21 protein-coding genes (1 of these 21 only partly in view) are annotated in these 23,393 nt (G+C 63.5%); 13 read left to right on the top strand and 8 right to left on the bottom strand.

What is annotated here, in order from left to right; all coding sequences use genetic code 11:
• Nucleotides 1-317: 317 nt before the first annotated feature.
• Nucleotides 318-1,508, top strand: a complete 1,191-nt coding sequence (locus GB880_RS07825; RefSeq protein WP_154490540.1) for a calcium-binding protein — start codon at nucleotides 318-320, stop codon at nucleotides 1,506-1,508.
• 69 nt (nucleotides 1,509-1,577) lie between these two features.
• Here GB880_RS07825 and GB880_RS07830 read toward each other — a convergent pair whose 3' ends face one another.
• The 6 genes from GB880_RS07830 to GB880_RS07855 all read right to left on the bottom strand — a co-directional run bounded on the left by GB880_RS07830 (nucleotide 1,578) and on the right by GB880_RS07855 (nucleotide 7,840).
• Nucleotides 1,578-2,813, bottom strand: coding sequence for a hypothetical protein (locus GB880_RS07830; protein ID WP_154490537.1), 1,236 nt, complete (start codon nucleotides 2,811-2,813; stop codon nucleotides 1,578-1,580).
• The gene (locus GB880_RS07835; RefSeq protein WP_154490534.1) at nucleotides 2,810-3,865 is read right to left on the bottom strand and encodes a hypothetical protein; all 1,056 of its coding nucleotides are present in this window, start codon (nucleotides 3,863-3,865) and stop codon (nucleotides 2,810-2,812) included. Before GB880_RS07835 ends, GB880_RS07830 begins: the two co-directional genes overlap by 4 nt.
• Nucleotide 3,866: 1 nt before the next feature.
• Entirely contained in the window at nucleotides 3,867-4,319 is a 453-nt protein-coding gene (locus GB880_RS07840; protein ID WP_154490531.1) for a hypothetical protein, read from the bottom strand.
• Between the two features lie 88 nt (nucleotides 4,320-4,407).
• Nucleotides 4,408-5,415 (bottom strand): GlxA family transcriptional regulator, encoded by a 1,008-nt coding sequence (locus GB880_RS07845; protein WP_154490526.1) that lies wholly within the window; start codon nucleotides 5,413-5,415, stop codon nucleotides 4,408-4,410.
• Nucleotides 5,416-5,518: 103 nt separating this feature from the next.
• Nucleotides 5,519-6,742 carry a saccharopine dehydrogenase family protein gene (locus GB880_RS07850; RefSeq protein WP_154490524.1) on the bottom strand — a complete coding sequence of 408 codons (1,224 nt, stop codon included), beginning with the start codon at nucleotides 6,740-6,742 and terminating at the stop codon, nucleotides 5,519-5,521.
• Between the two features lie 48 nt (nucleotides 6,743-6,790).
• Entirely contained in the window at nucleotides 6,791-7,840 is a 1,050-nt protein-coding gene (locus GB880_RS07855) for a carboxynorspermidine decarboxylase (protein WP_229774277.1), read from the bottom strand.
• Nucleotides 7,841-8,176: 336 nt separating this feature from the next.
• On the opposite strand from GB880_RS07855, the gene GB880_RS07860 reads away from it, so the two are divergent.
• Nucleotides 8,177-9,085 carry a VaFE repeat-containing surface-anchored protein gene (locus GB880_RS07860; protein ID WP_195840759.1) on the top strand — a complete coding sequence of 303 codons (909 nt, stop codon included), beginning with the start codon at nucleotides 8,177-8,179 and terminating at the stop codon, nucleotides 9,083-9,085.
• Nucleotides 9,086-9,094: 9 nt separating this feature from the next.
• Here GB880_RS07860 and GB880_RS07865 read toward each other — a convergent pair whose 3' ends face one another.
• Complete coding sequence (locus GB880_RS07865) at nucleotides 9,095-9,553, bottom strand: Rrf2 family transcriptional regulator (protein WP_154490518.1); 459 nt, start codon at nucleotides 9,551-9,553, stop codon at nucleotides 9,095-9,097.
• A gap of 163 nt (nucleotides 9,554-9,716) precedes the next feature.
• Here GB880_RS07865 and GB880_RS07870 point away from each other — a divergent pair, with 163 nt between their 5' ends.
• From GB880_RS07870 to GB880_RS07910, 9 genes are all read left to right on the top strand, one after another.
• On the top strand, nucleotides 9,717-10,376 hold the full coding sequence (locus GB880_RS07870; RefSeq protein WP_154490516.1) for an alpha/beta hydrolase: 660 nt from the start codon (nucleotides 9,717-9,719) through the stop codon (nucleotides 10,374-10,376).
• 3 nt (nucleotides 10,377-10,379) lie between these two features.
• On the top strand, nucleotides 10,380-11,525 hold the full coding sequence (locus GB880_RS07875) for an HD domain-containing protein (protein WP_154490514.1): 1,146 nt from the start codon (nucleotides 10,380-10,382) through the stop codon (nucleotides 11,523-11,525).
• Nucleotides 11,526-11,631: 106 nt separating this feature from the next.
• Nucleotides 11,632-12,846, top strand: a complete 1,215-nt coding sequence (locus GB880_RS07880; RefSeq protein ID WP_154490512.1) for an NADP-dependent isocitrate dehydrogenase — start codon at nucleotides 11,632-11,634, stop codon at nucleotides 12,844-12,846.
• Nucleotides 12,847-12,976: 130 nt separating this feature from the next.
• Complete coding sequence (purQ, locus tag GB880_RS07885) at nucleotides 12,977-13,645, top strand: phosphoribosylformylglycinamidine synthase subunit PurQ (RefSeq protein WP_154490510.1); 669 nt, start codon at nucleotides 12,977-12,979, stop codon at nucleotides 13,643-13,645.
• Nucleotides 13,646-13,709: 64 nt separating this feature from the next.
• A complete protein-coding gene (locus GB880_RS07890) occupies nucleotides 13,710-15,503 on the top strand; it encodes a sensor histidine kinase (RefSeq protein WP_442793747.1) in 1,794 nt (597 codons plus the stop codon).
• 15 nt (nucleotides 15,504-15,518) lie between these two features.
• The gene (locus GB880_RS07895; RefSeq protein WP_154490508.1) at nucleotides 15,519-16,844 is read left to right on the top strand and encodes a sigma-54-dependent transcriptional regulator; all 1,326 of its coding nucleotides are present in this window, start codon (nucleotides 15,519-15,521) and stop codon (nucleotides 16,842-16,844) included.
• 591 nt (nucleotides 16,845-17,435) lie between these two features.
• Nucleotides 17,436-20,093, top strand: coding sequence for an Rne/Rng family ribonuclease (locus tag GB880_RS07900; protein ID WP_154490506.1), 2,658 nt, complete (start codon nucleotides 17,436-17,438; stop codon nucleotides 20,091-20,093).
• A gap of 73 nt (nucleotides 20,094-20,166) precedes the next feature.
• Nucleotides 20,167-20,910, top strand: coding sequence for a cytochrome c biogenesis CcdA family protein (locus GB880_RS07905; RefSeq protein ID WP_154490504.1), 744 nt, complete (start codon nucleotides 20,167-20,169; stop codon nucleotides 20,908-20,910).
• A gap of 72 nt (nucleotides 20,911-20,982) precedes the next feature.
• A protein-coding gene (locus tag GB880_RS07910; RefSeq protein WP_442793748.1) for an IS5 family transposase occupies nucleotides 20,983-21,746 on the top strand; the annotation gives its coding sequence in 2 pieces (ribosomal slippage) (nucleotides 20,983-21,283 and nucleotides 21,283-21,746; 765 coding nt in all).
• On the opposite strand, the gene GB880_RS07915 is transcribed toward GB880_RS07910, so the two are convergent.
• A complete protein-coding gene (locus tag GB880_RS07915; RefSeq protein ID WP_154494560.1) occupies nucleotides 21,743-22,543 on the bottom strand; it encodes an enoyl-CoA hydratase in 801 nt (266 codons plus the stop codon). The two genes, GB880_RS07910 and GB880_RS07915, sit on opposite strands and share 4 nt — an antisense overlap.
• Nucleotides 22,544-22,627: 84 nt before the next feature.
• Between GB880_RS07915 and GB880_RS07920 the strand changes: the two genes are divergently transcribed.
• Nucleotides 22,628-23,053 carry a PaaI family thioesterase gene (locus GB880_RS07920; RefSeq protein WP_195840893.1) on the top strand — a complete coding sequence of 142 codons (426 nt, stop codon included), beginning with the start codon at nucleotides 22,628-22,630 and terminating at the stop codon, nucleotides 23,051-23,053.
• A 146-nt stretch (nucleotides 23,054-23,199) separates the two neighbouring features.
• A protein-coding gene (gene rplM, locus GB880_RS07925) for a 50S ribosomal protein L13 (RefSeq protein WP_154494561.1) crosses the window boundary here: on the top strand, nucleotides 23,200-23,393 show its 5' portion. Its footprint extends 271 nt past the window's final position; only the first 194 of its 465 coding nucleotides appear in the window; the start codon lies at nucleotides 23,200-23,202; its stop codon lies off the right edge, out of view.

Here is a 23,393-nt window from a genome sequence, read left to right on the forward strand (position 1 = left end):
TCTCGCAGGTGGTGCCAGCCGAACCGGGCGCGGCTTGGCCATGGGGCCGCAGAGTCGATGCCATGAAAGTATCCCGCAACCCGCCAAAATCGTGATTCCGGAACCGTAACTTCGGGTTACCACGCAGTAACTTATTGTGACGCAAGGTCGCCATTGGCGATTAAAGGGATGTTTACGTCCTTGTGCTTGGTTCGTTCCGTCAGTCGGTGGCTGTGAGGGGAACGACAGGCAGTGCCCGGACCCGCACTGGAAGGCCGTCTGCTGACCCGGTCAGGATGACCGGGTGGAGGTCAATTGCAGCGTGACATGGGGAACGGATGCCTACCGAAAATATCATTCGATGGAATACTGCCGGCAATGACAGCTTCTTGGGCGGGCCTGGCATCGACGCGCTTTACTGGCAGCCCGGGGGGCACGATGTCTTTCATGGCGGCGACCTGGCCGAGGCCTACGATCCAAACCCCTATCTTGAACGCACGGGCGGCGACAGGCTGCATCTTCTGGGCAAGCAAGGTGCCTTGGTGGTATTTTCCTCGACCGAGGATGGCGTGGTCCGGATCGGACAAAGCAGCCTGACCTTTACCGGGGTCGAAAGGCTGCATGGCACCGACGGGAACGATACCATTCGCGGGGCAAGCGCCGCGATCAAACCCGCCCATGACGGGACGCCTGTGCACGGGCTTACCATCTATGCGGGTGCCGGGCATGACGAGATCACGGGATCTCGCGAAAACGATATCATCGATGGCGGCAGCGGCAATGACACCATCCGGGCCGGTGGGGGCGACGATTTCATCCAGTCGAGTCTGGGTCATGATCTGATCTATGGCGGCGAGGGGAACGAAAATATCCGCTGGGGCCTTGGCGATGCACATTGGCACAATCCGGGGAACGATACGATCTACGGCGGCGGCGGGCAGGATCTGATCAATGTCTGGGTGTGGGAAGGCGGCGACGGCGCCGGTGAAAAAGGCGCAGATGTGGTCATCAATGCGACGCGCAGCGACGGCGCCTTTCAGGGGGTGGCCACTGTCGGAACCGATCCGGCCACCGCAGCCAAGGCAACACTGCGCTTTCAGGGCTTTGAGCAGGGGTGGACGCACTGGGGCGATGATACGGTGGATGGTTCGCGGGCAAGGGTCGCTGCGGATATCGGTTTCCAGTGGAACACGCGCTGGGGCAATGATCGACTTGTCGGCTCGGCTGGGAACGATACGCTCGAGGGTGGCGAAGGCCGGGACACCATCATCGGCGGTGCCGGCAACGACCTGATCTCTACAAATGGCGACTTCTACCGCTGGGACGCGCCGGCCGATGCCGATGTGGATACATTGATCTTTGCCCCTGGTTTCGGTCACGACACGATCCTGGCCTTCGACAGCGATCGCGACGTGCTGCAATTCAGCGCCGGAATGAGCTATCGCGCCGCCGAAATGGCGAATGGCACCCTGCTGACATTCAACACGGGCGATACGATCCTGTTGGCCAATGTTTATGATTTCGTCTGACAGGTCAGGATAACGGGAAACGCCGCGCAAGATTTCATTGGCCGCGATGACGCGGCCAATGAAAGGCCCTTAACCTTCAGGCAGGAACTGGTCCCCCACGAACCGACCGCGAAAACCGGGCACGGGGCGCCACAGCGTCTGGCCGGGCAGGAAACGACTGGGACGGGTGTGGCTGCCGAACAAGGTGCTGCGATGGGCTGACATGGTCATGCCATTGGCATCGGTCATGTCCGAACAGTCCTGCACCTGATGGGCAAGGCGGAACCAGCCTGCCTCGGGTGTCGCCAGCGTCAATGTCACCCGGTTACCGTGCAGGTCAGCCACGGCATCGACAATGCCTCCCTGAGCCTCGAAGCCGAAATATGCGCAGGTGGCCGCGCCGCCATAATCCGCATATAGTCCCGCACGTTCCATCAGCGTTTCGCCCGGACGCAGCGCGAAATCCACTGTCACCGTCCTGCCTGACTTGGCGACAGAGTAGGTGATGTTCCACGCCGCCCCCGATTCGACCTCGGAGGCAGCCCAAGCGCAGGTCTCGCCGACAAGGATCTGCGACTCTGGGCCCAGGTGGATGTTCCGGTCGCGGATCGGAAACAGGCGTTGCCAGGTGCCGATGATGCCGTCGTTATCCACGGCCAGACGATACTGGACGCCCGGCGTGTCGTAACGGTCGCCGATCGTGTTCACATCAGCTCCGTTGACCACCACCATCAGGCGCGGCGCGGCGCCAAACAGACGGGCCGCTTCGGCCGTGACGGCGGCATGGGCAGCCTCGAATGCCGCACGATACGCCGGCCCTTCCTGATTTTTTGCCGAGGTGCCCTGGAACAGCCAGACATAGGGGCAGGTCGCCAGGATGCCTGCATCCGCTGCCAGCCGCGCCGTTTCACGCATCCAGTGCAACTGGTTGCGGCCGATGGGGCTGGCATCGGCGGGGTTCCAACGCTCGATCGCTTGCCCGCCGAAACCGTGATCGGCGATCAGCACACCCCGTGCCGTCTGTCCCTCCTGCCGCCAGGTGGCTGCGCGCGCATGTTGCATGGTATAGGCCGGCGAAACCCGTCCCAGGCCGTTCGCGACCATGAAACCCGCGGCTTGTCGCGTCTGATCCAGGGCAACCAGTCCGGCGCCATCAGGACCGACCGGTGTCCCGGATTCCGTTGCCAGCCCGAAAGTATAGAACACCTGTCCCGATGTTGCGGCGTCAATGGTGGCGGCCAGATCGCTGGCTGTGGGCCGATTCTCGCTCTGTCCATAAGTGGGCATCAGTTCGAGCGAGGTGACGGTTGCTGCGGGGGCCGTCACACCCCCCGCCGAAAATCCGCGACAACCTCAGCCATGGTTACTGGCCATCCAGCGCCTTCGGCCCGGCCGACGATGACCAGGCGGTGAATGGTTCCGATCAGATAACGTCCCATGCTTGCGCGGGTGATGGCCGGATCCGACAAACCGGGATGGGGCACGCTGATTTCTGTTCCGGCAGGGGTTATGGCCGACAACAGATCCTGCACATCGTCAATTTGCGCCGCCAGCACCATTCTTTGTCCATAGACCGTGCCACCCAGGTTCAGGGCGACGCTGGTATCGTCCTGACCCACCGTCTGCAAATTGCCGGCATTGTTGCGGAACTTGACATGTCCGCCACCCCCGTCCAGCAATTGACCCACGCTGCTGCCATAGCTGTCCAGCGTGAAATCGATGACGGCGAAAAGCCCGTCGGTCGTGGGCTGCCCGCTCAGCGTTTGCGATTGAAGATAGGCGCCGTCGGCAAAGACAAAACCGGCGGCGGTGCGCCGAATGGCGGCGCCGGAACCGGTCTTGACCAGCCGCAGTGCGCCGGTTCCCAGAGCGTTGACGGCCGTCACATCGGTATCTGTCCCGCTGATCGGGGTCTGGGCATCGATATAAGCCAGCGCCACCTGCGCATAGTCGATGGGCGGGGCGGGCAGGGTCGGCAACTGGACCTGCAACTGCGCTGTGGTGGCGACCGCAGCCGGTCCGGCACCGTTTTCCCAGCGGACGCTGAGTTCATAAAGCCCGGGGCCGGGCAATTCGATCGCCATGAAGCTGTCGACACCGCCGCGGATGCTTACGCCATCACGGGTGAAGTCCCAGATAGGCTGGGGGGCAGGCTGCCCGCTCGCCGTGCCAAGGCTAAGCGTCACGCTGTCGCCGGGTCCGGCGCTTGCCGGCAGGATCTGCGGTTGTTCGGTGATAACGGGGGGCAGGGTCTGGACGCTGTCGACCAGCACCGCGCCGGTTGCGTCAAGCAACGTCGCGGCCCGCCCGTCGACCCGAAGGGTCTTGATGTCATCGAACAGGCGGGCCGAGATGCCACCGAGAATCTGCACCGCCATCTCAGACCCCCTTGACCAGGATGATGTCGTTGTCGCGACGTTGCGCCGCCGGCAGCGCCTCGTATTCGGCAAAGTCATCCACCAGGATCAGCCGCGACAACGCCAGATCGCGCGCCGCCTTCAGGTTATGGGCGCTGGTCTTGTCCAGATCGCCCAATGTAATCGGCAGCGGTGTGGCGATGAACAGCGATTTCAGCTCGAACACCTTGGCGACGTATTGGTTATAGCCTTCGATCGTCCAGGTGGTGCTGGCAGCGTCGCCTTCGGCATTGACGATCAGTTCCATCGACCAGGCGCCGCTGGCATTAGTGGTGGTTTCCACCTTCTGGGTGACGATATGGGCGCCGCCGTCGAACATGTCCGAACCGTTCAGCGTGGCGATGATCTTGCCCGCGGCAATGGGCGCCAGGGTGGCGTCCATCAGGACGCCGCTGACAGTGGCTTTGCTTGGCATCTCGTGCTCCTGTAATCCAACCGGATGGCGGGGCCATTATCCGGGGATTCCATGGCTGTTGCGGGCTGCTGTCAAGCAACGCGCCGGGCTAGAAGTCGTCGGCCATGCTGGCGGCGTTCTGCTGGCGCCACAGGTCGGGGGTGGTGCCTTCGGCCTCGCGAAAGACGCGGATCAGATGCGAGGCATCGCAGAACCCGGTTTCCTCGGCAATCCGGGTCACCGTGCGATCGGTGCGTGCCAGCAGCATCCGCGCCTGTGCGAGGCGAATACGGACCGAGGCGTCTGCCGGCGGTATGCCCAGATCGGCATTGAAATGCCGCTCGAGCTTGCGCCGGCCGACGCCCAGATCGCGGGCGATGCGGGCGATGGGCAGGGGGGCGTGCAGGTTCTGCTGCATGGCCAGCAGGGCGCGTCGCACCAGGGGGTCGCGGGCGTTCAGTTCCAGCGGCAGGCCCGGTTGCGGGCGATCACCCTGCATCGGTTCGTCGATCATCAGGATCGACAGGCTCTTGCGCGCGGCCGCCCGGCCGATGTGACGGTCGACCAGAAAGGCTGCCAGATGCGCGGCGCTGACACCACCCGAGCAACTCAGCCGATCGCGGTCCACGACGAAGATCTGATCGGAAACCGGGCGCATCCGGTCGAACTCGGCCAGAAAATCCTGATGGTGAAACCAGCTGACACAACAGCGGTAGCCATCCATCAGCCCGATCCTGGCCAGGGCAAAGACGCCGGTGCAAAGCCCGCCCAGCGGCACCCTTGCCAAGGCGGCGCGTTTCAGGAATGCGGCCTGGTCGGGCGACAGGCCCGGGCCGCCGTCGATCAGACCGCCGACGGTGATGACATAGTCGAAACGCGTCGGATCGCCCAGGCGCTCGTCAGGCTCGATCCGGACGCCGCAGGACGATTGCACCGGCCCCATGTCGGCCGACAGCACCCGCCAGCGACAGCGGATCTGCCGTGATCCATCGCCATCGTCAGCCGCCAGGCGCAAGACATCGGTGAAGGTTGCGAACGCAGACAGGGTAAAGCGCGGCGTCAGCAGGAAACCGATGCGCAGACGGGGCCTGCTTTCACTGATCTCGGGTTCGGGCATGTCGCGAATCATCCGTGATGTGTGACGCGATCATGCCATGAAATCCGGCCTCGTCCAGAGATGGCGGGCGCCGGCAGCCGCAGCCGACGGCGCCCGCGAGCGCTTACAGCGGGTGGTCGCCGGTTGCATCGATGATGCGCGTGGGCAGGCCCAGCTCGCCCAGCAATTCGAGGAAGGGCCGCGCCGGCAGATCCTCGACGTTCACCATCTTCTTGACGTCCCAGGTGCCGCGCGCGACCAGAATGGCGGCGGCGACCGGCGGCACGCCGGCGGTATAGCTGATGCCCTGGCTGCCCACCTCGTTATAGGCATCCTTGTGATCCGCGACGTTGTAGATGAACACCTCGCCCTGCTGGCCGTCGCGGCTGCCCTTGACCAGATCGCCGATGCAGGTCTTGCCCTCGTAATCGGGGGCCAGGCTGGCCGGGTCGGGCAGCACGGCCTTGACCACCTTCAGCGGCACGACCTCGAGCCCCTCGGCGGTCCTGACCGGCTGTTCGCTGAGCAGCCCCAGGTTTTGCAGCACGGTAAAGACGTTGATGTAATGTTCGCCGAACCCCATCCAGAAACGCACATCCGCGTCCTTGTAGCGGGCAGACAGGCTGTGGACCTCGTCATGGCCGGACAGATAGGCGGTGCGCTTGCCCACCACCGGCAGATCCCATTCGCGGCCGACCTCGAACATCTTGTTCTGCCGCCATTCGCCTCCCTGCCAGGAATAGACCGTGCCGGTGAATTCGCGGAAATTGATCTCGGGGTCGAAATTGGTGGCAAACCAGCGACCGTGGCTGCCGGCATTGATGTCGACGATGTCGATCGATTCGATCTTGTCGAAATATTCGTCCTCGGCCAGACGGGCATAGGCATTGACGACACCGGGGTCGAAGCCGACGCCAAGGATGGCGGTGACGCCGGCCTTTTCGCAATCCTCGCGCCGCTTCCATTCGTAATTGGCATACCAGGGCGGGGTTTCGCAAACCTTGGCCGGATCTTCGTGGATGGCCGTGTCCAGATAGGCCGCGCCGGTGTCGATGCAGCCCTGCAGCACGGTCATGTTGACGAAGGCAGAGCCGACGTTGATGACAATGCCGGCCTGGGTCTTGCGGATCAGATCGGCCACGGCGGCGTTGTCCATGGCATCCAGCGGATGGGCGGTGAAGGTGACCGAATGGCCCTTTTCACGGATGCTCTCGATGATCTTCTCGGCCTTGGAGACGGTGCGACTGGCAATGTGCAGGTCGCCGAATTCCTTGGCGTTTTGCGCCACCTTGTGCGCGACCACCTGGGCGACGCCACCGGCGCCGATGATGAGCACGTTCTTGGCCAATTCATTCTCCTTTTCGGGGGCTGGGAAAGGGGGGTGGTTGGCGCCTGATCACGACAGGCTGGCTTTGTAATCCTGATAGGTGAACTGACGGATGGTGCGGATCGTTCCGTCCTCTTCCTTGATGGCGATGGCGGGCATGGCCACACCGTTGAACCAGTTCTTCTTGACCATGGTATAACCGGCCGCATCGGCGATGCTGATGCGGTCGCCCACTTGCAGCGGCGCGGCAAATCGGCCGTCGCCGAAAATGTCACCGGCCAGGCAGGTCTTGCCCGCGATCTGATAGACGTGGTCCCCGTCCTGCGGCAGCTTGGCGGTTTCACGATAGATCAGCAGGTCCAGCATATGCGCCTCGATGCTGGAATCAACGATGGCGACATCCTTGCCGTTGTGGATCAGGTCCAGCACCGTCACCTCGAGCGTGGTCGAGCGGGTGATGCTGGCCTCGCCCGGCTCAAGATACAGCTGCACGCCGAATTTCTGCTGGAATGCCTTCAGCCGGGCTGCCAGCCGTTCCAAGGGATAGCCCTCGCCGGTGAAATGGATGCCGCCGCCAAGGCTGACCCAGTCGAGCTTTTCCAGAAAGGCGCCGAACTCGGCCTCGATCCGCGACAGCTGGGCATCGAACAGGTCGAAATCGCCGTTCTCGCAATTGTAGTGGATCATCACGCCGGAGATCCGGTCAAGCGCCTGTTCCAGCCGCGGCAGATCCCATTCCCCCAGCCGCGAGAACGGCCGTGCGGGATCGGCCAGATCGAAGCCCGAGGTCGAGAAGCGCGGGTTCAGCCGCAGGCCCATGGTGATGCCGCGCTGCGCCGCCCGGGCGCCAAATCGGTCCAGTTGGCCGAGGCTGTTGAAGATGATCTTGTCGGCGTAACCCAGCGCCTCGTCGATTTCGTGATCGGCCCAGGCCACGGAATAGGCGTGGGTTTCCTTGCCGAATTCCTCATGGCCAAGCCGCAGCTCGAAGAGGCTCGACGAGGTGGTGCCGTCCATGAACGGTCGCATGAAGTCGAAAACCGACCAGGTCGCAAAACATTTCAGCGCCAGCAGGCATTTCGCACCCGATTCCGCGCGCAACTGCTGGATAAGCTGCATGTTGCGGCGCAGCTTGGCCAGGTCGATCAGGTAATAGGGGGTTTGCAGATCGGACACGGGAATCCTCGTTTTGCGGCGCCGTTCAGGATCGGACGGAAAAGCCCATTTAGGGGCATGTGCCGGATTTCGCAAGAAAGCGTGACGGGCGCGTGACGATGCGGGTCATGGCAAAGGCTGTGCGCATCTGCTGCACGCTTCGCCACGCGCCGAACGCGCGCCGGCGGGAACATGCCTGCGTGCTGGCGGGCTGCGCGGGCTTTTGCCGGGCGGAAAACCGCTGCTTGCCAAGGCGAAGGGCATGGAACTAACCGGGCAGGAAACATGAAAGGCAGTGGAATGACCGTAAAATCGTTTCTGTCCACCGGCGTTCTGGCGGCGCTGACCGTGGTCCCGCCGCTGGGCGATCTGCACGCCGAGGCCCGGCCGCAGGTGCAGTTGAGCGGGGTGGCGCTGGATGTCGATGACGACAATCGTTTCTTCATGCGCACTGGTGGCACGGTGCGCGACACGATCAGCTATGAAGGCCTGCTGCCCGGTCAGGACTATACCCTGGTGGGCCAGCTTCATCATCTGGGCGACGGGCAGGATGTGGGCGCCCCGGTTTATGTCTCCTTCGTCGCCGAAAGCGCGGATGGGGTTGCGCAGCTGGAGCTGCCGGTGCCGGCAAATCGCACCAGCTTCAATATCGACTATGCCGTGCATGTCACGCTGCTGAAGGGGCGGGTCGGCCCCGACGAGGCGGCTGATGCGGCCGAACTGGCACAGATCGTCGACAATTCCAGTCCCGAACGGGTGATCCAGGTCCACGCGATCCAGCGGGTCAAGGTCAGCGCCAGCGATGCCGCCGACGGCGATCAGCGTCTTGACGGTCAGGGCGGGACGATCCGGGCGCGGATTGCGCATGAAAACCTGGTGCCGGGCTACAGCTATACCCTGTGGGGCGAGCTGATGAAGCCCAGCGGTCAGTCCACCGGCATCTATGCCAGCATCGCCGAATATGTGCCGGAACAGATGAACGACGCGGTCACGCTGGATTTCGTCGTCCCGGCCGGTTTCGAGGGCGTGCAACTGGTGCCGTCGATCGGGCTTTACCACAAGAAGCGCGTGCAGTTCGACCAACGCGGCACCGTGGTGCCGCTGGCAGATGCGCCCAACCCGGTGATGATCGCCTCGGATCCCGATCTGGAGCGCGCCGACAAGACCATCGCCATCGGGGTTCTGTTCGAGGAACAACCCGAAAGCTGATCCTGGCGGCTATTCGTCCACGATCGACAGGATCTTGGGCAGGGCGGGGCAGGGCAGCAGCTGATTGCGCGCCACATCCGCAAGGGTGTGGTTGTGCAGGAACACATAGACATGTGCCGACAGGCTTTCCCACAGCCGGTTGGACAGCGTCTGTGCCCGCGACCCCGACACCCCGCCCGAGGCGCCGGCGCCCACATGCAGGGCGCTGACGGTTTCATCCACCGCTTCGAAGATCTCGGCGATGCGGATGGTCTCGGGCGTGCGCGCCAGGCGATAGCCGCCCCCCGGCCCGCGCACCGATTCGACCAGACCCGCCCGGCGCAGCCGCACGAACAACTGTTCCAGATAGGGCAGCGAAATGTCCTGCCGGCGCGAAATCTCGCTCAGCGAGGTCAGTTCGTCGCCCTTGGCGATGGCCAGGTCCACCAGCGCTACCATGGCATAGCGACCCTTTGTCGACAGTTTCATTCCACCCCTCCGCTTCTCGGCGGCATTGACGAAGCGCAAGCCCGGGGCTAAGCCCCATTGGCCTGCTTGATGCGTCTTGCCTGTCGCAGTCGCGCTTCCCAGATTGACGATCTAGAGCCGCACCGCCACAGGGTCAAGAAAGCCCGAGTTTCATAGGAAGCCCATGCCCGAACTGATTTTCCCCGGTCCCGAAGGTCGCCTGGAAGGCCGCTATCACGCGCAGCCCAATCCCGACGCGCCCATCGCCATCGTCCTGCACCCCCATCCCCAGTATGGCGGCACGATGAACAACCGGGTGGTGTATAACCTGCATTATGCCTTTCACCGCATGGGCTTCACGGTGATGCGGTTCAACTTTCGCGGCGTCGGCCGCAGCCAGGGCGAATTCGACCAGGGCATCGGCGAACTGTCGGATGCCGCCTCGGCGCTGGATTACCTCCAGTCGATGAACCCCAACAGCAAGCATTGCTGGGTCGCGGGTTTCAGCTTCGGCGCCTGGATCGGCATGCAGCTGCTGATGCGCCGGCCCGAGATCACCGGCTTCATCAGCGTGGCGCCGCCGGCCAACATGTATGACTTCAGCTTTCTGGCGCCCTGTCCTTCATCGGGGATGATCATCAACGGCACCGCGGATCGTGTGGCGCCGCCCAAGGATACCCATGCCCTGGTCGCCAAGCTGCGCGAACAGAAGGGCATCACCATCACGCATGAGGAAATCGAGGGCGCCGATCACTTCTTCCGTGACGACGAGGCGCATATGAAGCCGATGATCGACAAGGTGCAATCCTATGTGCGTCGGCGCCTGACCGAGAACACGCGCTAGCCGATGTCGGACAGGCTGGCCCGGCAGTTTGCATTCCTGAACGAGGCTGACCGGCTGAAATCCGTAAGCCGGGCCAATGTCCTGTCGGATCTGAGCCGTGCGGAAAACAGCGCGGAACACAGCTGGCATGGCGCGCTTTACGGCATGGTCTTTGGCGCCAGCGACCGGGCGCTGGCCATGCTGGTGCTGCACGATCTGGTGGAAATCGATTGCGGCGACCATCCGATCCATCTGCCCCATGACGCCGATGCCGTGGCCTTGGCCGAGGCGCGAGCAGCACGGCGTCTGTTCGGGATCCTGCCCGAACCGGCGCCTCTGGCCGGCCTGTGGGACGAGTTCGCGTCAGGTCGCACCGCCGCTGCCCGGCAGGCGTTGCGCATGGATCATGTCCAACCCCTGTTCCAGGTTCTGGGCGCGCCCGCGCCGCTGCCCGCGCATCTTCAGATCGTGCGGGATAATCTGGATCGCGGCCGCGCCGCGCGACTGGACCGGGAATGGCCGGCGGTGATGCAAGCCGCGCGCTGCCTGCTGGCGGGCCAATGCCTGCCCGAACATGACAGCGCATCCCGCGATCTGGCCGCCCGGTTGCGTTTTCTGATCGAGGCCGACCGCCTGAAATCGGTGTTGCGCGCCAACACGCTGATCGACCGCTCCCGCCGGGAAAACACTGCCGAACACAGCTGGCATCTGGCACTTTATGCGCTGGTGCTGGCCGACCAGGCCGGGCCCGGGGTCAACGTCGGCCGCGCAATCCGCATGTTGCTGTTGCACGATCTGGTCGAAATCGATGTGGGGGACGTGCCCATCCATTCGGCCAACGGTCAGGCGCATGGCTCGGACCAGCGCAGGCAGGCCGAACTGGCCGCGGCGCAGCGCCTGTTCGGATTGCTGCCCGCCGCCACCGGCGCCGGGTTTCTGGCCCTGTGGCGCGAGTTCGAGGAAGCCCGCAGCGCCGATGCCATCTTTGCCAAGGCGCTGGATCGCTGTCAGCCGCTGATGCAGAACCTGGCGTCTGGCGGGGCGGGCTGGGTCGAATATGATGTCGGCTATGCCCAAGTGGAAAGCCGGGTAGGGGTCTGGATCGACCGTGGCGCGCCAGATATTTGGCGTTATCTGGATCTGCGTCTGAAAGCGCATTTCGCGGCCTGAGGCCCAGATCGATTTTCGGCATACATTTGCATACCGGCTTTTCTTTCGGCCGGTTTGCCGCTATAGCCGCGCAAGCAGCCTTGCAACGCCACAAAGGGGGATATCCATGTCGAAGATCAAGGTCGACAACCCGGTCGTCGAACTCGACGGCGACGAAATGACCCGGATCATCTGGGATTTCATCAAGCAGAAGCTGATCCTTCCCTATCTGGACATCGACCTGAAATATTACGACCTGGGCATCGAGGAGCGCGACCGCACCAACGACCAGATCACCATCGACGCCGCCCATGCGATCAAGCAATACGGCGTCGGCGTCAAATGCGCCACCATCACCCCGGACGAGGCGCGGGTCGAGGAATTCGGCCTGAAGCAGATGTGGAAATCGCCCAACGGCACCATTCGCAACATCCTGGGCGGCGTGATCTTCCGCGAACCGATCATCTGCCGGAACGTGCCGCGCCTGGTGCCCGGCTGGACCAAGCCGATCGTCGTCGGCCGCCACGCCTATGGCGACCAGTATCGCGCCACCGATTTCCGCTTTCCCGGCAAGGGCACGCTGACGCTGAAATTCGTCGGCGATGACGGCGAGGTCATCGAGCGTGAGGTGTTCCAGGCCCCCGGATCGGGCGTGGTCATGGGCATGTACAACCTCGACCAGTCGATCATCGACTTCGCGCGGTCGTCGTTCAATTACGGTTTGATGAAGGGCTGGCCGGTCTATCTGTCGACCAAGAATACCATCCTGAAGGCCTATGACGGTCGTTTCAAGGATCTGTTCCAGAAGGTCTATGACGAGGAATTCGCCGATCAGTTCAAGGCCAAGGGCATTCATTACGAACACCGGCTGATCGACGACATGGTGGCCAGCGCGCTGAAATGGTCGGGCGGCTATGTCTGGGCCTGCAAGAACTATGATGGCGACGTTCAGTCCGATACCGTGGCCCAGGGCTTCGGCTCGCTGGGGCTGATGACCTCGGTTCTGATGACGCCGGATGGAAAGACGGTCGAGGCCGAGGCCGCGCATGGCACCGTGACCCGCCACTATCGCGAGCATCAGAAAGGCAACCAGACCTCGACCAACTCGATCGCATCGATCTATGCTTGGACCGGCGGGCTGAAGCACCGCGCCAAGCTGGACGGCAACGAGGCGCTGCGCAACTTTGCCGAAACGCTCGAGCGTGTGACCGTGCAGACGGTCGAGGATGGTTACATGACCAAGGATCTGGCGCTGCTGGTCGGTCCGGACCAGAAATGGCTGACCACCATGGGCTATCTGGAAAAGGTCGATGAATACCTGAACAAGGCGCTGGCGGGCTGAGCCACACCATCGGATCAGGCGGGGCCGGGGGAAATCCCGGCCCTTGTCATGCCGTCCGGCCGCGCAAACCCGCTTAACAGCGCCGCGCCGTTCGGCTATGGGGGTGCCAAGCCCAGACTTGGAGTTTGCCATGAAAGCCGCCGTCATCACCTTTCCCGGATCGAACTGCGACCGCGATCTTGCCGTTGCCCTGACCCAGGCCGGGGCCGAGGTGGCGCGCGTCTGGCACAAGGACAAGGCGCTGCCGGCGGGCACGGATCTGGTGGCGCTGCCGGGCGGATTTTCCTTTGGTGATTACCTGCGCTGCGGCGCCATTGCCGCCCATTCCCCCATCGCCGATGCGGTGCGCGCCCACGCTGCCCGCGGGGGGTATGTGCTGGGCATCTGCAACGGCTTCCAGGTGCTGACCGAATTGAACCTGTTGCCGGGGGCGCTGATGCGCAATGCGGGCCTGCGCTTCATCTGCCGCGAGGTGACCCTGCGCGTGGCCACGACTGGCTGCGCCTTTACCGCGCTTTATGCGCGGGGCGAGGAAATACGCATCCCGGTCGCCCACCATGACGGCAATTACCAGATCGACGCCGAGGGCCTGGCGGCACTGCGCGATCAGGACCGGATTGCCTTTACCTATGCGCCCGGGATCAACGGTTCGGTCGAGGATATTGCCGGGGTGCTGTCCGAAAACCGCCGGGTGCTGGGCATGATGCCGCATCCCGAGCGCGCCGCCGATCCTGCGCATGGGGGCAATGCCGGCGGGCGGCTGTTCCAGTCGCTGGTGCGCGAACTGGTAACGGCCTGACTTGAGCGGACCGGCCGCGCGCACTAGATTGGTCTGACCCCACCCGGGGCCTTGCCGGAGGCTCATGAACGAGCAAGACAGTCCAGACATGCCCGCCGACCGCCGGGCCGGCCCCGGCAGTCGCTGGGGGCTGCGCGGCGCCGTCGCGCTGCTGCTGATCGTCGCCGCCGGCACGGTCTGGTTCACCAATGCCTGGCTGACGGCCCGCTTTTCGGAAACCACCCGGGTGCGCACGGAATTGCGCTCGGCGCTGTATATCGGCAACCTGTTGTCGGAATTGCAGCGCACATCCGTGGTGCCGCAATTGCTGGCCCGCGACCCGGCGCTGATCTCGGCGCTGCTGAGCAATGACTATTCCGCGACCTCTGCGCGGCTGATTTCATCGCAAAAGGAAATCGCAGCCGCCTCGATCAAGCTGCTGGACGGGTCGGGGCGCACGGTGGGCTCGACCGATCGCAACCTGATCGGCACGAACTACGTGCAAGAGCCGTTCTTTGTCGAGGCGATGCGGTCGAAGGATACCGTATTCACGGTGTCATCCTCGCCCCAGGGGGCGTATGAATTCGCCTATTCCCGCACTGTCGTAGCCGAAGGGCGCACCTTGGGCGTGGTGGTGGTCGGCGCGGATCTCAGCCGGCTGGTGCGATCCTGGGCCGGAATATCGGACGCGATCGCCGTGACCGACAGTGCCGGGCAGATCATCCTGTCCACGGAACCGCGCTGGCGCGGCCTGACCCTGCCCGAGGCATTGGCCGTGCGCTCGGCGCCCTCGGCCATTGCGCGGGCATTTCAGGTGACGGCGGACTGGGCCGCGACCCCGGCCGATGCCTATGTCGAAGGCCGCGCGGTGATGCAGACCGAAACGCGCATCCCGTTTCGCGGCTGGAAGATGATCGCTTTCACCACCTATGATTCCGTGCGCGAGCGGGTCAATGCCGTGCTGGCCATGGTCATCATGGGCTTCGCGATCCTGCTTGCGGCAGTATTTTATCTGCTGTCGCGGCGCGCGCGCGTGGAATCGGCCGCATGGATGCGCGAATCGGCCGATCTGCGCGCGTTGAACCAGCGCCTGACGCGCGAGATTGCCGAACGCGAGCGCATGCAGAAGGAATTGCGCGTCGCGGAACAGACGGTTCAGCAATCCTCGAAACTGGCGGCGCTGGGCGAAATGTCTGCCGGCGTCAGTCACGAACTGAACCAGCCTTTGGCGGCCATGAAAACCTATCTGGCCGGCGCGCGGTTGCTGTTGCAGCGCGGACGCGCCGAGGAGGCGCTGTCGAGTTTCCAGCGCATCGACGACCTGGTCGAGCGTATGGGCGCCATCACCCGACAGCTGAAATCCTATGCCCGCAAGGGTGGCGAGGCTTTCGAGCCGGTCGATCTGCGCGCGGCCCTGTCCAGCGCGCTGGTGATGATGGAGCCGCAGTTGCGGTCGCGGACCATCCGCCTTTTGCGCAACACGCCACGCTATCCGGTGATGGTTTATTGCGACCGTATCCGGCTGGAACAGATCATCATCAACCTGTTGCGCAATGCCATCGATGCGACCAAGGGATTGCGCGATCCCGCGATCGAGATCACGATCAGTTCCGGGTCTCACGCATTCTTGTCCGTGGCCGACAACGGTCCGGGTGTTTCTGATCTTGAGAATCTGTTCGAACCCTTCTTCACCACCAAGAAGCCGGGTGAAGGAACCGGGTTGGGGCTGGCGATCTCGTCGGGGATCGCGGCCGATTTCGGCGGCCGCCTGACCGCGCATAATGCGTCGGACGAGGGCGGCAGGGGTGCCGTATTCGAGCTGGAGCTGCCGCTTCATGATCCGGCCCGCAAACCGGATCAGCATCTGGCGGCAGAATAGGAAAGGATTGGGCCGATGAGCCGCACATTGAAGATTGCCGTCGTCGACGACGAACCCGACATGCGCGAATCGATCAGCCAGTGGTTGGCGCTTTCGGGGTTCGAGGCCGAAACATTTGCCAGTGCCGACGAAGCGTTGAAAGTCATCGGACCGGACTGGCCCGGCGTGGTGATTTCCGACATCCGCATGCCCGGCACGGATGGCATGGCGTTTCTGAAACGCCTTATGGGAATTGATTCCGGGCTGCCCGTCATCATGATTACCGGGCATGGCGATGTGCCCATGGCGGTCGAGGCCATGCGCATCGGCGCCATGGATTTCATGGAAAAGCCCTTCAATCCGGAACGTCTGACCGAACTGGTCAAGAAGGCAACGCAGGCGCGGCGAATGACGCTGGACAACCGCGCCCTGCGCCGTGACCTGTCCGAGGGTCAGCAGGTCATGTCGAAGCTCATCGGCTCCAGCCCGGTCATGGACCGCCTGCGCGAGGATATCCTGGACCTGGGTCAGGCCGATGGGCATGTGCTGATCGACGGCGAGACGGGCACCGGCAAGACCCTGGTCGCCCATGCATTGCACGCCGTCGGTCCCAGAGCGTCGAAGAAGTTCGTGCCGATTTCCTGCGCCGCCTATAATGACGAGGTGCTGGCGGCCAAGTTGTTCGGGCCGGTCGAAAACGGCTTGCCCGCGGTCGAGGAGGCGCGCGGCGGCACGCTGTGCCTTGAGGATATCGAGGCGCTGTCCGATCCCCTGCAGGCGCGGCTGCTGGCCTTCATCTCGGATCAGGGCACGCCGGCCGAAACCCGCATCATCGCCATTTCCAACGCCCGCGGCGAAGGCCGCCGGGCCGAGGATTCGCTGCGCCCTGACCTGTTCTATCGGCTGACGGCGCTGAAGATCACCCTGCCGCCGTTGCGGTCGCGCGGCGAGGACATCCTGTTGCTGTTTACCCGCATGACCGAACAGTTCGCAGAGGAATACGGCTGCGAGCCGCCGCAGGTGACCGCGCAAGAGGCCGCACAGTTGTTGCAGGCGCCATGGCCGGGCAATGTGCGCCAACTGATCAACGTGGCAGAGCGCGCGGTATTGCAGAACAGGCGCGGGTCAGGCTCGATCGCGTCTCTGCTGATGGCCGACGGCGAGGATACCCAGGAGGCCACGACCACGGAAGGCAAGCCGTTGAAGGAATATGTCGAAAGCTTTGAAAAGATGCTGATCGACAATACCATGCGCCGCCACAAGGGCAGCATCGCCGCAGTCATGGACGAACTTTGCCTGCCGCGCCGCACCTTGAATGAAAAGATGGCGAAATACGGGCTGAGCCGCAGCGATTATCTGTAGTTCCCCGCTGTGGCAAAGAGGCGTGCGGCGTTGCGGCCTTGAAAGGCGAAGCGGGTTGCGCTGTCGACCGGGCAGGGGGCATTCCGGGTCGCGATCCGGCGCTTGCACGTGCCATTTTGCGTGTGTTCGCCATTCTTCCGCCCGACATGCGGGGCGGCACGGGGGCGATGTGCGCACCGCAAAACGGACCGGCGCCGAAAAACCGATTGTAACGTCGCCTGCTTCCCCGCTATCTTGGCGGTGAAGGGTGGCCGCGCAACCTGCGCTTGTCCCTCTCATCAGTTTCGCAGCGCGCCAGCCTGCCGCGACACCCGAAAAGTGCCGGTGGCTCTCTGCGCGGAAAATCCGCCCATGCCCCTTGGGGCCTCTGGGCATCGTGATCGCCGTCCGGACCGCATCGCGGCACGGGCCAAGAAAGGTAAACAGACGCGATGGATCGCGCGAGGCAGCTTGATCGACCACGGCGACAGGGGAAAACCCTGATCGACGCGATTGCTGCATTCCACGCGACCGCCGCTGTCCATTCATGCGACAGCCGAACACAATCCCTGCCGACAGGCGGGCCAGTGCGGCTGCGCGAAAGACGGAAACATGTCAAAGAAAATGCTGATCGACGCCACGCATGCCGAGGAAACTCGGGTTGTCGTGGTCGATGGAACCAAGGTCGAGGAATTTGATTTCGAGACGGTCAACAAGCGACAGCTTGCTGGCAACATCTATCTGGCCAAGGTGACGCGGGTCGAGCCTTCGCTGCAAGCTGCCTTTGTGGATTATGGCGGCAATCGCCACGGCTTCCTGGCCTTTGCGGAAATTCACCCCGATTATTACCAGATCCCTGCGGCGGATCGGCAGGCCCTGCTGGAAGAGGAGCGCCTGGCAGCCGCTGCCGATGCCGAGGATGGTGACAAGGCCCGACGGAATACGCGCCGCCGCAAGCCTGCGCAGACAGCCGCGGCCGACAGCGGGGATGCGGTTGTCAGCTCGGACGAGATCGCCGGCATGACGGTGCTGGACCCTGCCGCCGATGCTGAAGAGCCTGTCCCTGGGGCAGAGGGCGATGCGACGGATGAACACCCCATCGCGGATGCAGTTGCCGCGCCAGGCGTCGACGAGGGCGCCGATGACGAGCCTGCCGAGGACGATGGTATCGAATCTGTCGCCGAAGAGGATGTCGCCGAGGAAATTCCTGCGCCCAAGAAGCCGCGTGCGCGCCGCTACAAGATCCAGGAAGTCATCAAGGTGCGCCAGATCATGCTGGTGCAGGTGGTCAAGGAAGAGCGCGGCAACAAGGGCGCGGCGCTGACCACCTATCTGTCGCTGGCGGGACGTTATTGCGTCCTGATGCCCAATACGGCACGGGGTGGTGGCATTTCGCGCAAGATCACCAATGCCGCCGATCGCAAGAAACTGAAGGAAATCGCCAGCGAATTGCAGGTTCCGGAAGGGGCAGGGCTGATCATTCGCACCGCCGGCAGCCAGCGCACCCGCACCGAGATTCGTCGCGACTACGAATATCTGATGCGGCTGTGGGAACAGATCCGCGAACTGACATTCCGCTCGATCGCGCCCGCCCCGGTCTATGAGGAAGGCGATCTGATCAAGCGCACCATCCGCGACATCTATTCCAAGGAAATAGACGAGGTGCTGGTCGAGGGCGAGCGTGGCTATCGCACGGCCAAGGACTTCATGAAGATGATCATGCCGTCCCATGCCAAGAACGTCCGGCATTATCAGGATCAGATGCCGCTGTTCGCCCGCTATCAGGTCGAAAGCTACCTGGCCGGCATGTTCAACCCGGTGGTTCAGCTGAAATCCGGCGGCTATATCGTCATCGGCGTGACCGAAGCGCTGGTGGCCATCGACGTGAACTCGGGCCGCGCCACCAAGGAAGGCTCGATCGAGGAAACCGCGCTCAAGACCAACCTCGAGGCCGCCGAGGAAATCGCCCGGCAATTGCGTCTGCGTGACCTGGCGGGCCTGATCGTCATCGACTTCATCGACATGGAGGAGCGCAAGAACAACGCCGCGGTCGAAAAGCGTTTCAAGGAAAAGCTGAAAACCGACCGTGCCCGGATTCAGGTCGGCCGTATTTCCGGCTTCGGCCTGATGGAGATGTCGCGCCAGCGGCTGCGCCCGGGGATGCTGGAATCGACCACCCAGCCCTGCGCGCATTGCCACGGCACCGGGCTGATCCGCAGCGACGACAGCCTGGCACTGACCATTCTGCGCGCCATCGAGGAAGAGGGCACGCGCAAGCGTTCGCGCGAGGTGCTGGTGAAGGCGCCGGTGGCAGTGGCCAATTTCCTGATGAACGCCAAGCGTGAGCACATCGCCGGCATCGAGGCGCGCTATGGCCTGTCGGTGCGGGTCGAGGCCGATCCGACCCTGATTTCGCCGGATTATGCCATCGAAAAGTTCAAGACTGCCACGCGGAACGTCCCCGAGATCGTTTCTTCGGTTGTGTCGGTCGATGCACGTCTGATGGCGCAAATCGACGATGAGGACGCATCCGAAGCCGAGACCGAGACCGAGGAGGAGGGCGAGGAAACCCGTTCCGAAGCTGCCGATGCCGAGGGCGGGGCAGAGAATGGCGGCAAGCGTCGCCGCCGTCGCCGTCGCCGTCGTGGCGGCAAGAATGGCGAGGGTGAATCGGGAATTGCCGATACGGATGGCGAAAGCGAATCCGCTGATGTCGAACAGCCGGCCGCAGCGGCTGCCGATCCGGCAGATCCGGTGGCCGTTACCGACGAAAATGCGGATGAGCCCGGGAAAACCTTGCCGGCGGCCGAGGTCGAGGAAAAACCACGTCGCCGCGGTCGCACTCGTCGCCGCAAGTCCGAGGATGCTTCCGATCCTGTGCAAGAGGTTCAGCCATCTGCAAACCTTGAGGAGGATTCGCCCTCTGAACAGCTACCCGCTGGGGCAGAAGCCGAAGCCGATGCTGTGGCGATCGCGCAGGCTGACGTGGAATCGGCTTCGATCGATGTGACAGGGGAAAAGCTTGTCATGGAAGCCGCTGAGGTCGAGGGCGGTGTGATGGTGGCGGAAACCCGGCCCAGCCCCGAGGCCAGCACCACCGAACCTGAGGTGGCGGCGGAGGCATCCGAGGCGGACGCCGAAATCGATCAAGCCACGGTCACGCCTGGATCCGAACTGCCCGAGGCCGCCAATGACGCCGACCCCGCGCCCCAGGCCGAGGTCGCCTCCGCCCCTCGGCCGAAGCGCCGCGGCTGGTGGTCGATGGGCTGAAGCATCGCTTTTGCACGCAAGCGTGAAGGCGCGGGGCTTTCCCGCGCCTTTTCCTTGGCGCATTGTGCCGCGCATGTTGGGAATAGAACTCGCCGATGCTGCCTTTCTGCCTGCCGCCGCTGTTGCGTTGCTGGCAGGGATCCTGTCATTCCTGTCGCCTTGCGTGCTGCCTATCGTGCCGCCCTATCTGGCCTATATGACCGGGGTCGGAGTAGGCGGGCTGAAAACGGGCGAACGCAACGCCATTGTTCCAGCCTTGTTCTTCGTTCTGGGACTGTCCACGGTGTTTCTGCTGATGGGCATGGCGGCCTCTGCCTTTGGCAGGCTGTTCCTGCAATGGCAGGACTGGCTGGCGCGCGGGGCGGGCGCGGTCGTTATCCTGTTGGGGCTGCATTTCCTGCATGTCCTGCGCATCCCGTTCCTGGACAGCGAGGTGCGGGTGCAGACCGGCGACCACGGCGGGAGCGCGCTGGGCGCCTATGTGCTGGGCCTGGCCTTTGCCTTTGGCTGGACGCCATGTATCGGGCCACAGCTGGGAATGATCTTGTCGCTCGCTGCGACGGGGGGCGCGGTCGGCAAGGGCACGGCGCTGCTGGCGGTTTATGCGCTGGGTCTGGGCATTCCGTTTCTGCTGTCAGCGATCTTCATCAATCGTGCCATGGGATTGATGAATCGAATCAAACCGCATCTGAAGCTGATCGAGCGGGTAATGGGCGTTCTTCTGGTCGCTGTGGGACTGGCGTTGGTGACCGGCGCTTTCCCTGCCTTTGCCTACTGGCTGCTGGAAACCTTTCCCTGGCTCGCCCGCCTGGGCTAGGTTGCGTACTCATTAAGGGGATTCCCCTTTCTGTTCGTGCGTGATTCACTGCGTCCAAGACAGGAGGCGGTGATGGCGCGTTTCGATCTGACGGAGTTCGAGTGGGGGTTGATCCAGCCGCTTCTGCCCAACAAGCCGCGCGGGGTGGCGCGGGTGGATGACCGGCGCGTGCTAAACGGCATCTTCTGGGTACTGAGAACGGGCTCGCCATGGCGCGACCTGCCCGAGCGTTACGGCCCCTATACGACCGTCTACAACCGCTTCAACCGATGGGCCAAGGCGGGGGTCTGGGTTCGGGTCTTCGAAACGCTTGCCGAAAAGTCGCCCGACAGCCTGCAGTTCATCGACAGCTCGATCATCCGCGCCCATCAGCAGGCGGCGGCGCAAAAAGGGGGGCGGATCACGCCCTTGGCCGTTCTCGTGGCGGATTGAGCACCAAGATCAATGCCATGGTCGATCATCGCGGCTTGCCGCTGGCGATCACGCTGTCGCCCGGGCAGGCTTCGGACAAGGCCGCCGTGGCCGAGCTGCTGGCCGCCCACCCCGCGCCGGGGGACGTGGTGGCCGACCGCGGATACGACGCCCGGGCCGTCCTGGACCTGATCGCGGCGCGCGGCGGGCGCGGCCACATCCCGACCCAGCGAGACCGCAAGGTGCAGCGCTCGGTCGCTCCGGACATCTATCGGCAGCGCAACCTCGTCGAGCGGTTCTTCAACAAGCTCAAACACTTCCGTAAGATCGCCACCCGCTACGAGAAGTCCGCCCGAAACTACCTCGCCGCCGTCCTCATCGTCTGCTCCCGTCTCTGGGCAAGACATTATGAGTCCGCAGCCTAGGCCCAATCGGGCGGGCGCTTTTCAAGAAACGCCTGAATGCCTTCGGCGGTGTCGGGCAGCATCAGGTTCTGGCACATGGTCATGCCCGCCGCGCCATAGGCATCGGCCAGCGCCATCCCGCGCTGGGCGTGAAATGCCTGCTTGCCCAGCCGCACCGCAGCCGGCAACTTCGCCGCGATCACCTGCGCCATGCTCATCGTCGTGGCGCGCAAATTCTCGGCCGGGCAGATGCGGTTGACCAAACCCAGCTCGCAGGCTCGGGCGGCATCGATGAACTCGCCGGTGACAAGCATCTCGAAGGCGGCGCGGGGCGGGATCGCCCGGCTCAACGCCACCATCGGTGTCGAGCAGAACAGGCCGATATTCACCCCGTTTACGCCGAAACGCGCGCCCTCGGCGGCAACCGCAAGGTCGCAACTGGCCACCAGCTGACATCCCGCGGCCGTGGCGATGCCCTGCACCTCTGCGATCACCGGCTGCGGCAAGGCTGGCAGTTTCTGCATCATGGCCGCACATTCGGCGAAAAGGCGTCGATAAGCTGCCTCGCCGCCATCGGCACTTTCGCGCGCCGCCTGCATCTCGCGCAGGTCATGGCCGGCGCAGAAAGCCTTGCCCTGCGCGGCCAGAACCACCACGCGCACCGACGGATCCATCGCGATCTCGTCCAGAGCATTTGTCAGTGCGCCGATCATGGCCAGAGAGAGAGCGTTGTAATTGCCCGGGCTGTTCAGTGTCAGCCGCGCGATCGCGGCATGGTCGTGGCGTTGCACCAGCGGTTCGGGGCTGCCGTCCTTCATCCTGTCCTCCCTGACGCGACGGCGCGGCTTGTGGTGGCCGCGCTTAAAGTCCACTCTAGACACGGAAGCGGCTGGGGGGAAGGAATGGCATTGCAGATGGATCGACCGGCGCTGAACGCTTTTCTGCAACGCGCCTTTCCGCAGATTGCCGATCAGGTCAGCGTCGAGACGGTCACACCCGATCTTCTGACGGCGCGGTTGCAGGTGGATCAGCGCCACTTGCGTCCGGGGGGAACCGTAAGCGGACCGACGATGTTTGCGCTGGCGGATGCGGCACTGTATCTGGCCATCCTGTCTCGCATCGGTGAGGTGGCACTTGCCGTGACCACCAATGCCTCGATCGATTTCATGCGCAAGCCCGAAGCGGGTCGCGATCTGCTGGTCGATTGCCGATTACTGAAACTGGGCCGGGTGCTGGCAGTGGGTGACTGTCTGATCCGATCGGAAGGCATGGATCAACCTGTCGCCCGCTGTTCACTGACCTATTCCATTCCGCCGAATCGTGGCTGAAGCAGGGCTTGAAGCGCGGTATCATAATACCTATTTTTCAAGCTATTGATTTAATTGGATATAATGGTGCCGCCGCGACTTGACCGACACAGATCTTTTGCCGATATACGCACATCTCGAATTGCAGCCCCCAAAGGGACCGAAATATGAAAACCTACACCGCGAAACCGGCGGAGATCGAGAAGAAATGGATCCTGATCGATGCCGAGGGCGTCGTTCTGGGCCGTCTGGCCTCGATCGTGGCCATGCGTCTGCGTGGCAAGCACAAGCCGACCTTCACCCCGCACATGGACATGGGCGACAATGTCATCATCATCAACGCCGACAAGGTGCAGATGAC

The sequence above is a fragment of the Paracoccus sp. SMMA_5_TC genome, from assembly GCF_009696685.2.
Taxonomy (GTDB): domain Bacteria; phylum Pseudomonadota; class Alphaproteobacteria; order Rhodobacterales; family Rhodobacteraceae; genus Paracoccus.

Excerpts from the sequence above, each read along its gene's own strand:
- GB880_RS07825 (WP_154490540.1), top strand. The coding sequence starts at position 318 with ATGCCTACCGAAAATATCATTCGATGGAATACTGCCGGCAATGACAGC.
- GB880_RS07835 (WP_154490534.1), bottom strand. The coding sequence starts at position 3,865 with ATGGCGGTGCAGATTCTCGGTGGCATCTCGGCCCGCCTGTTCGATGAC.
- GB880_RS07840 (WP_154490531.1), bottom strand. The coding sequence starts at position 4,319 with ATGCCAAGCAAAGCCACTGTCAGCGGCGTCCTGATGGACGCCACCCTG.
- GB880_RS07845 (WP_154490526.1), bottom strand. The coding sequence starts at position 5,415 with ATGCCCGAACCCGAGATCAGTGAAAGCAGGCCCCGTCTGCGCATCGGT.
- GB880_RS07855 (WP_229774277.1), bottom strand. The coding sequence starts at position 7,840 with ATGCAGCTTATCCAGCAGTTGCGCGCGGAATCGGGTGCGAAATGCCTG.
- GB880_RS07860 (WP_195840759.1), top strand. The coding sequence starts at position 8,177 with ATGACCGTAAAATCGTTTCTGTCCACCGGCGTTCTGGCGGCGCTGACC.
- GB880_RS07865 (WP_154490518.1), bottom strand. The coding sequence starts at position 9,553 with ATGAAACTGTCGACAAAGGGTCGCTATGCCATGGTAGCGCTGGTGGAC.
- GB880_RS07870 (WP_154490516.1), top strand. The coding sequence starts at position 9,717 with ATGCCCGAACTGATTTTCCCCGGTCCCGAAGGTCGCCTGGAAGGCCGC.
- GB880_RS07875 (WP_154490514.1), top strand. The coding sequence starts at position 10,380 with ATGTCGGACAGGCTGGCCCGGCAGTTTGCATTCCTGAACGAGGCTGAC.
- GB880_RS07880 (WP_154490512.1), top strand. The coding sequence starts at position 11,632 with ATGTCGAAGATCAAGGTCGACAACCCGGTCGTCGAACTCGACGGCGAC.
- purQ (WP_154490510.1), top strand. The coding sequence starts at position 12,977 with ATGAAAGCCGCCGTCATCACCTTTCCCGGATCGAACTGCGACCGCGAT.
- GB880_RS07890 (WP_442793747.1), top strand. The coding sequence starts at position 13,710 with ATGAACGAGCAAGACAGTCCAGACATGCCCGCCGACCGCCGGGCCGGC.
- GB880_RS07895 (WP_154490508.1), top strand. The coding sequence starts at position 15,519 with ATGAGCCGCACATTGAAGATTGCCGTCGTCGACGACGAACCCGACATG.
- GB880_RS07900 (WP_154490506.1), top strand. The coding sequence starts at position 17,436 with ATGTCAAAGAAAATGCTGATCGACGCCACGCATGCCGAGGAAACTCGG.
- GB880_RS07905 (WP_154490504.1), top strand. The coding sequence starts at position 20,167 with ATGTTGGGAATAGAACTCGCCGATGCTGCCTTTCTGCCTGCCGCCGCT.
- GB880_RS07915 (WP_154494560.1), bottom strand. The coding sequence starts at position 22,543 with ATGAAGGACGGCAGCCCCGAACCGCTGGTGCAACGCCACGACCATGCC.
- GB880_RS07920 (WP_195840893.1), top strand. The coding sequence starts at position 22,628 with ATGGCATTGCAGATGGATCGACCGGCGCTGAACGCTTTTCTGCAACGC.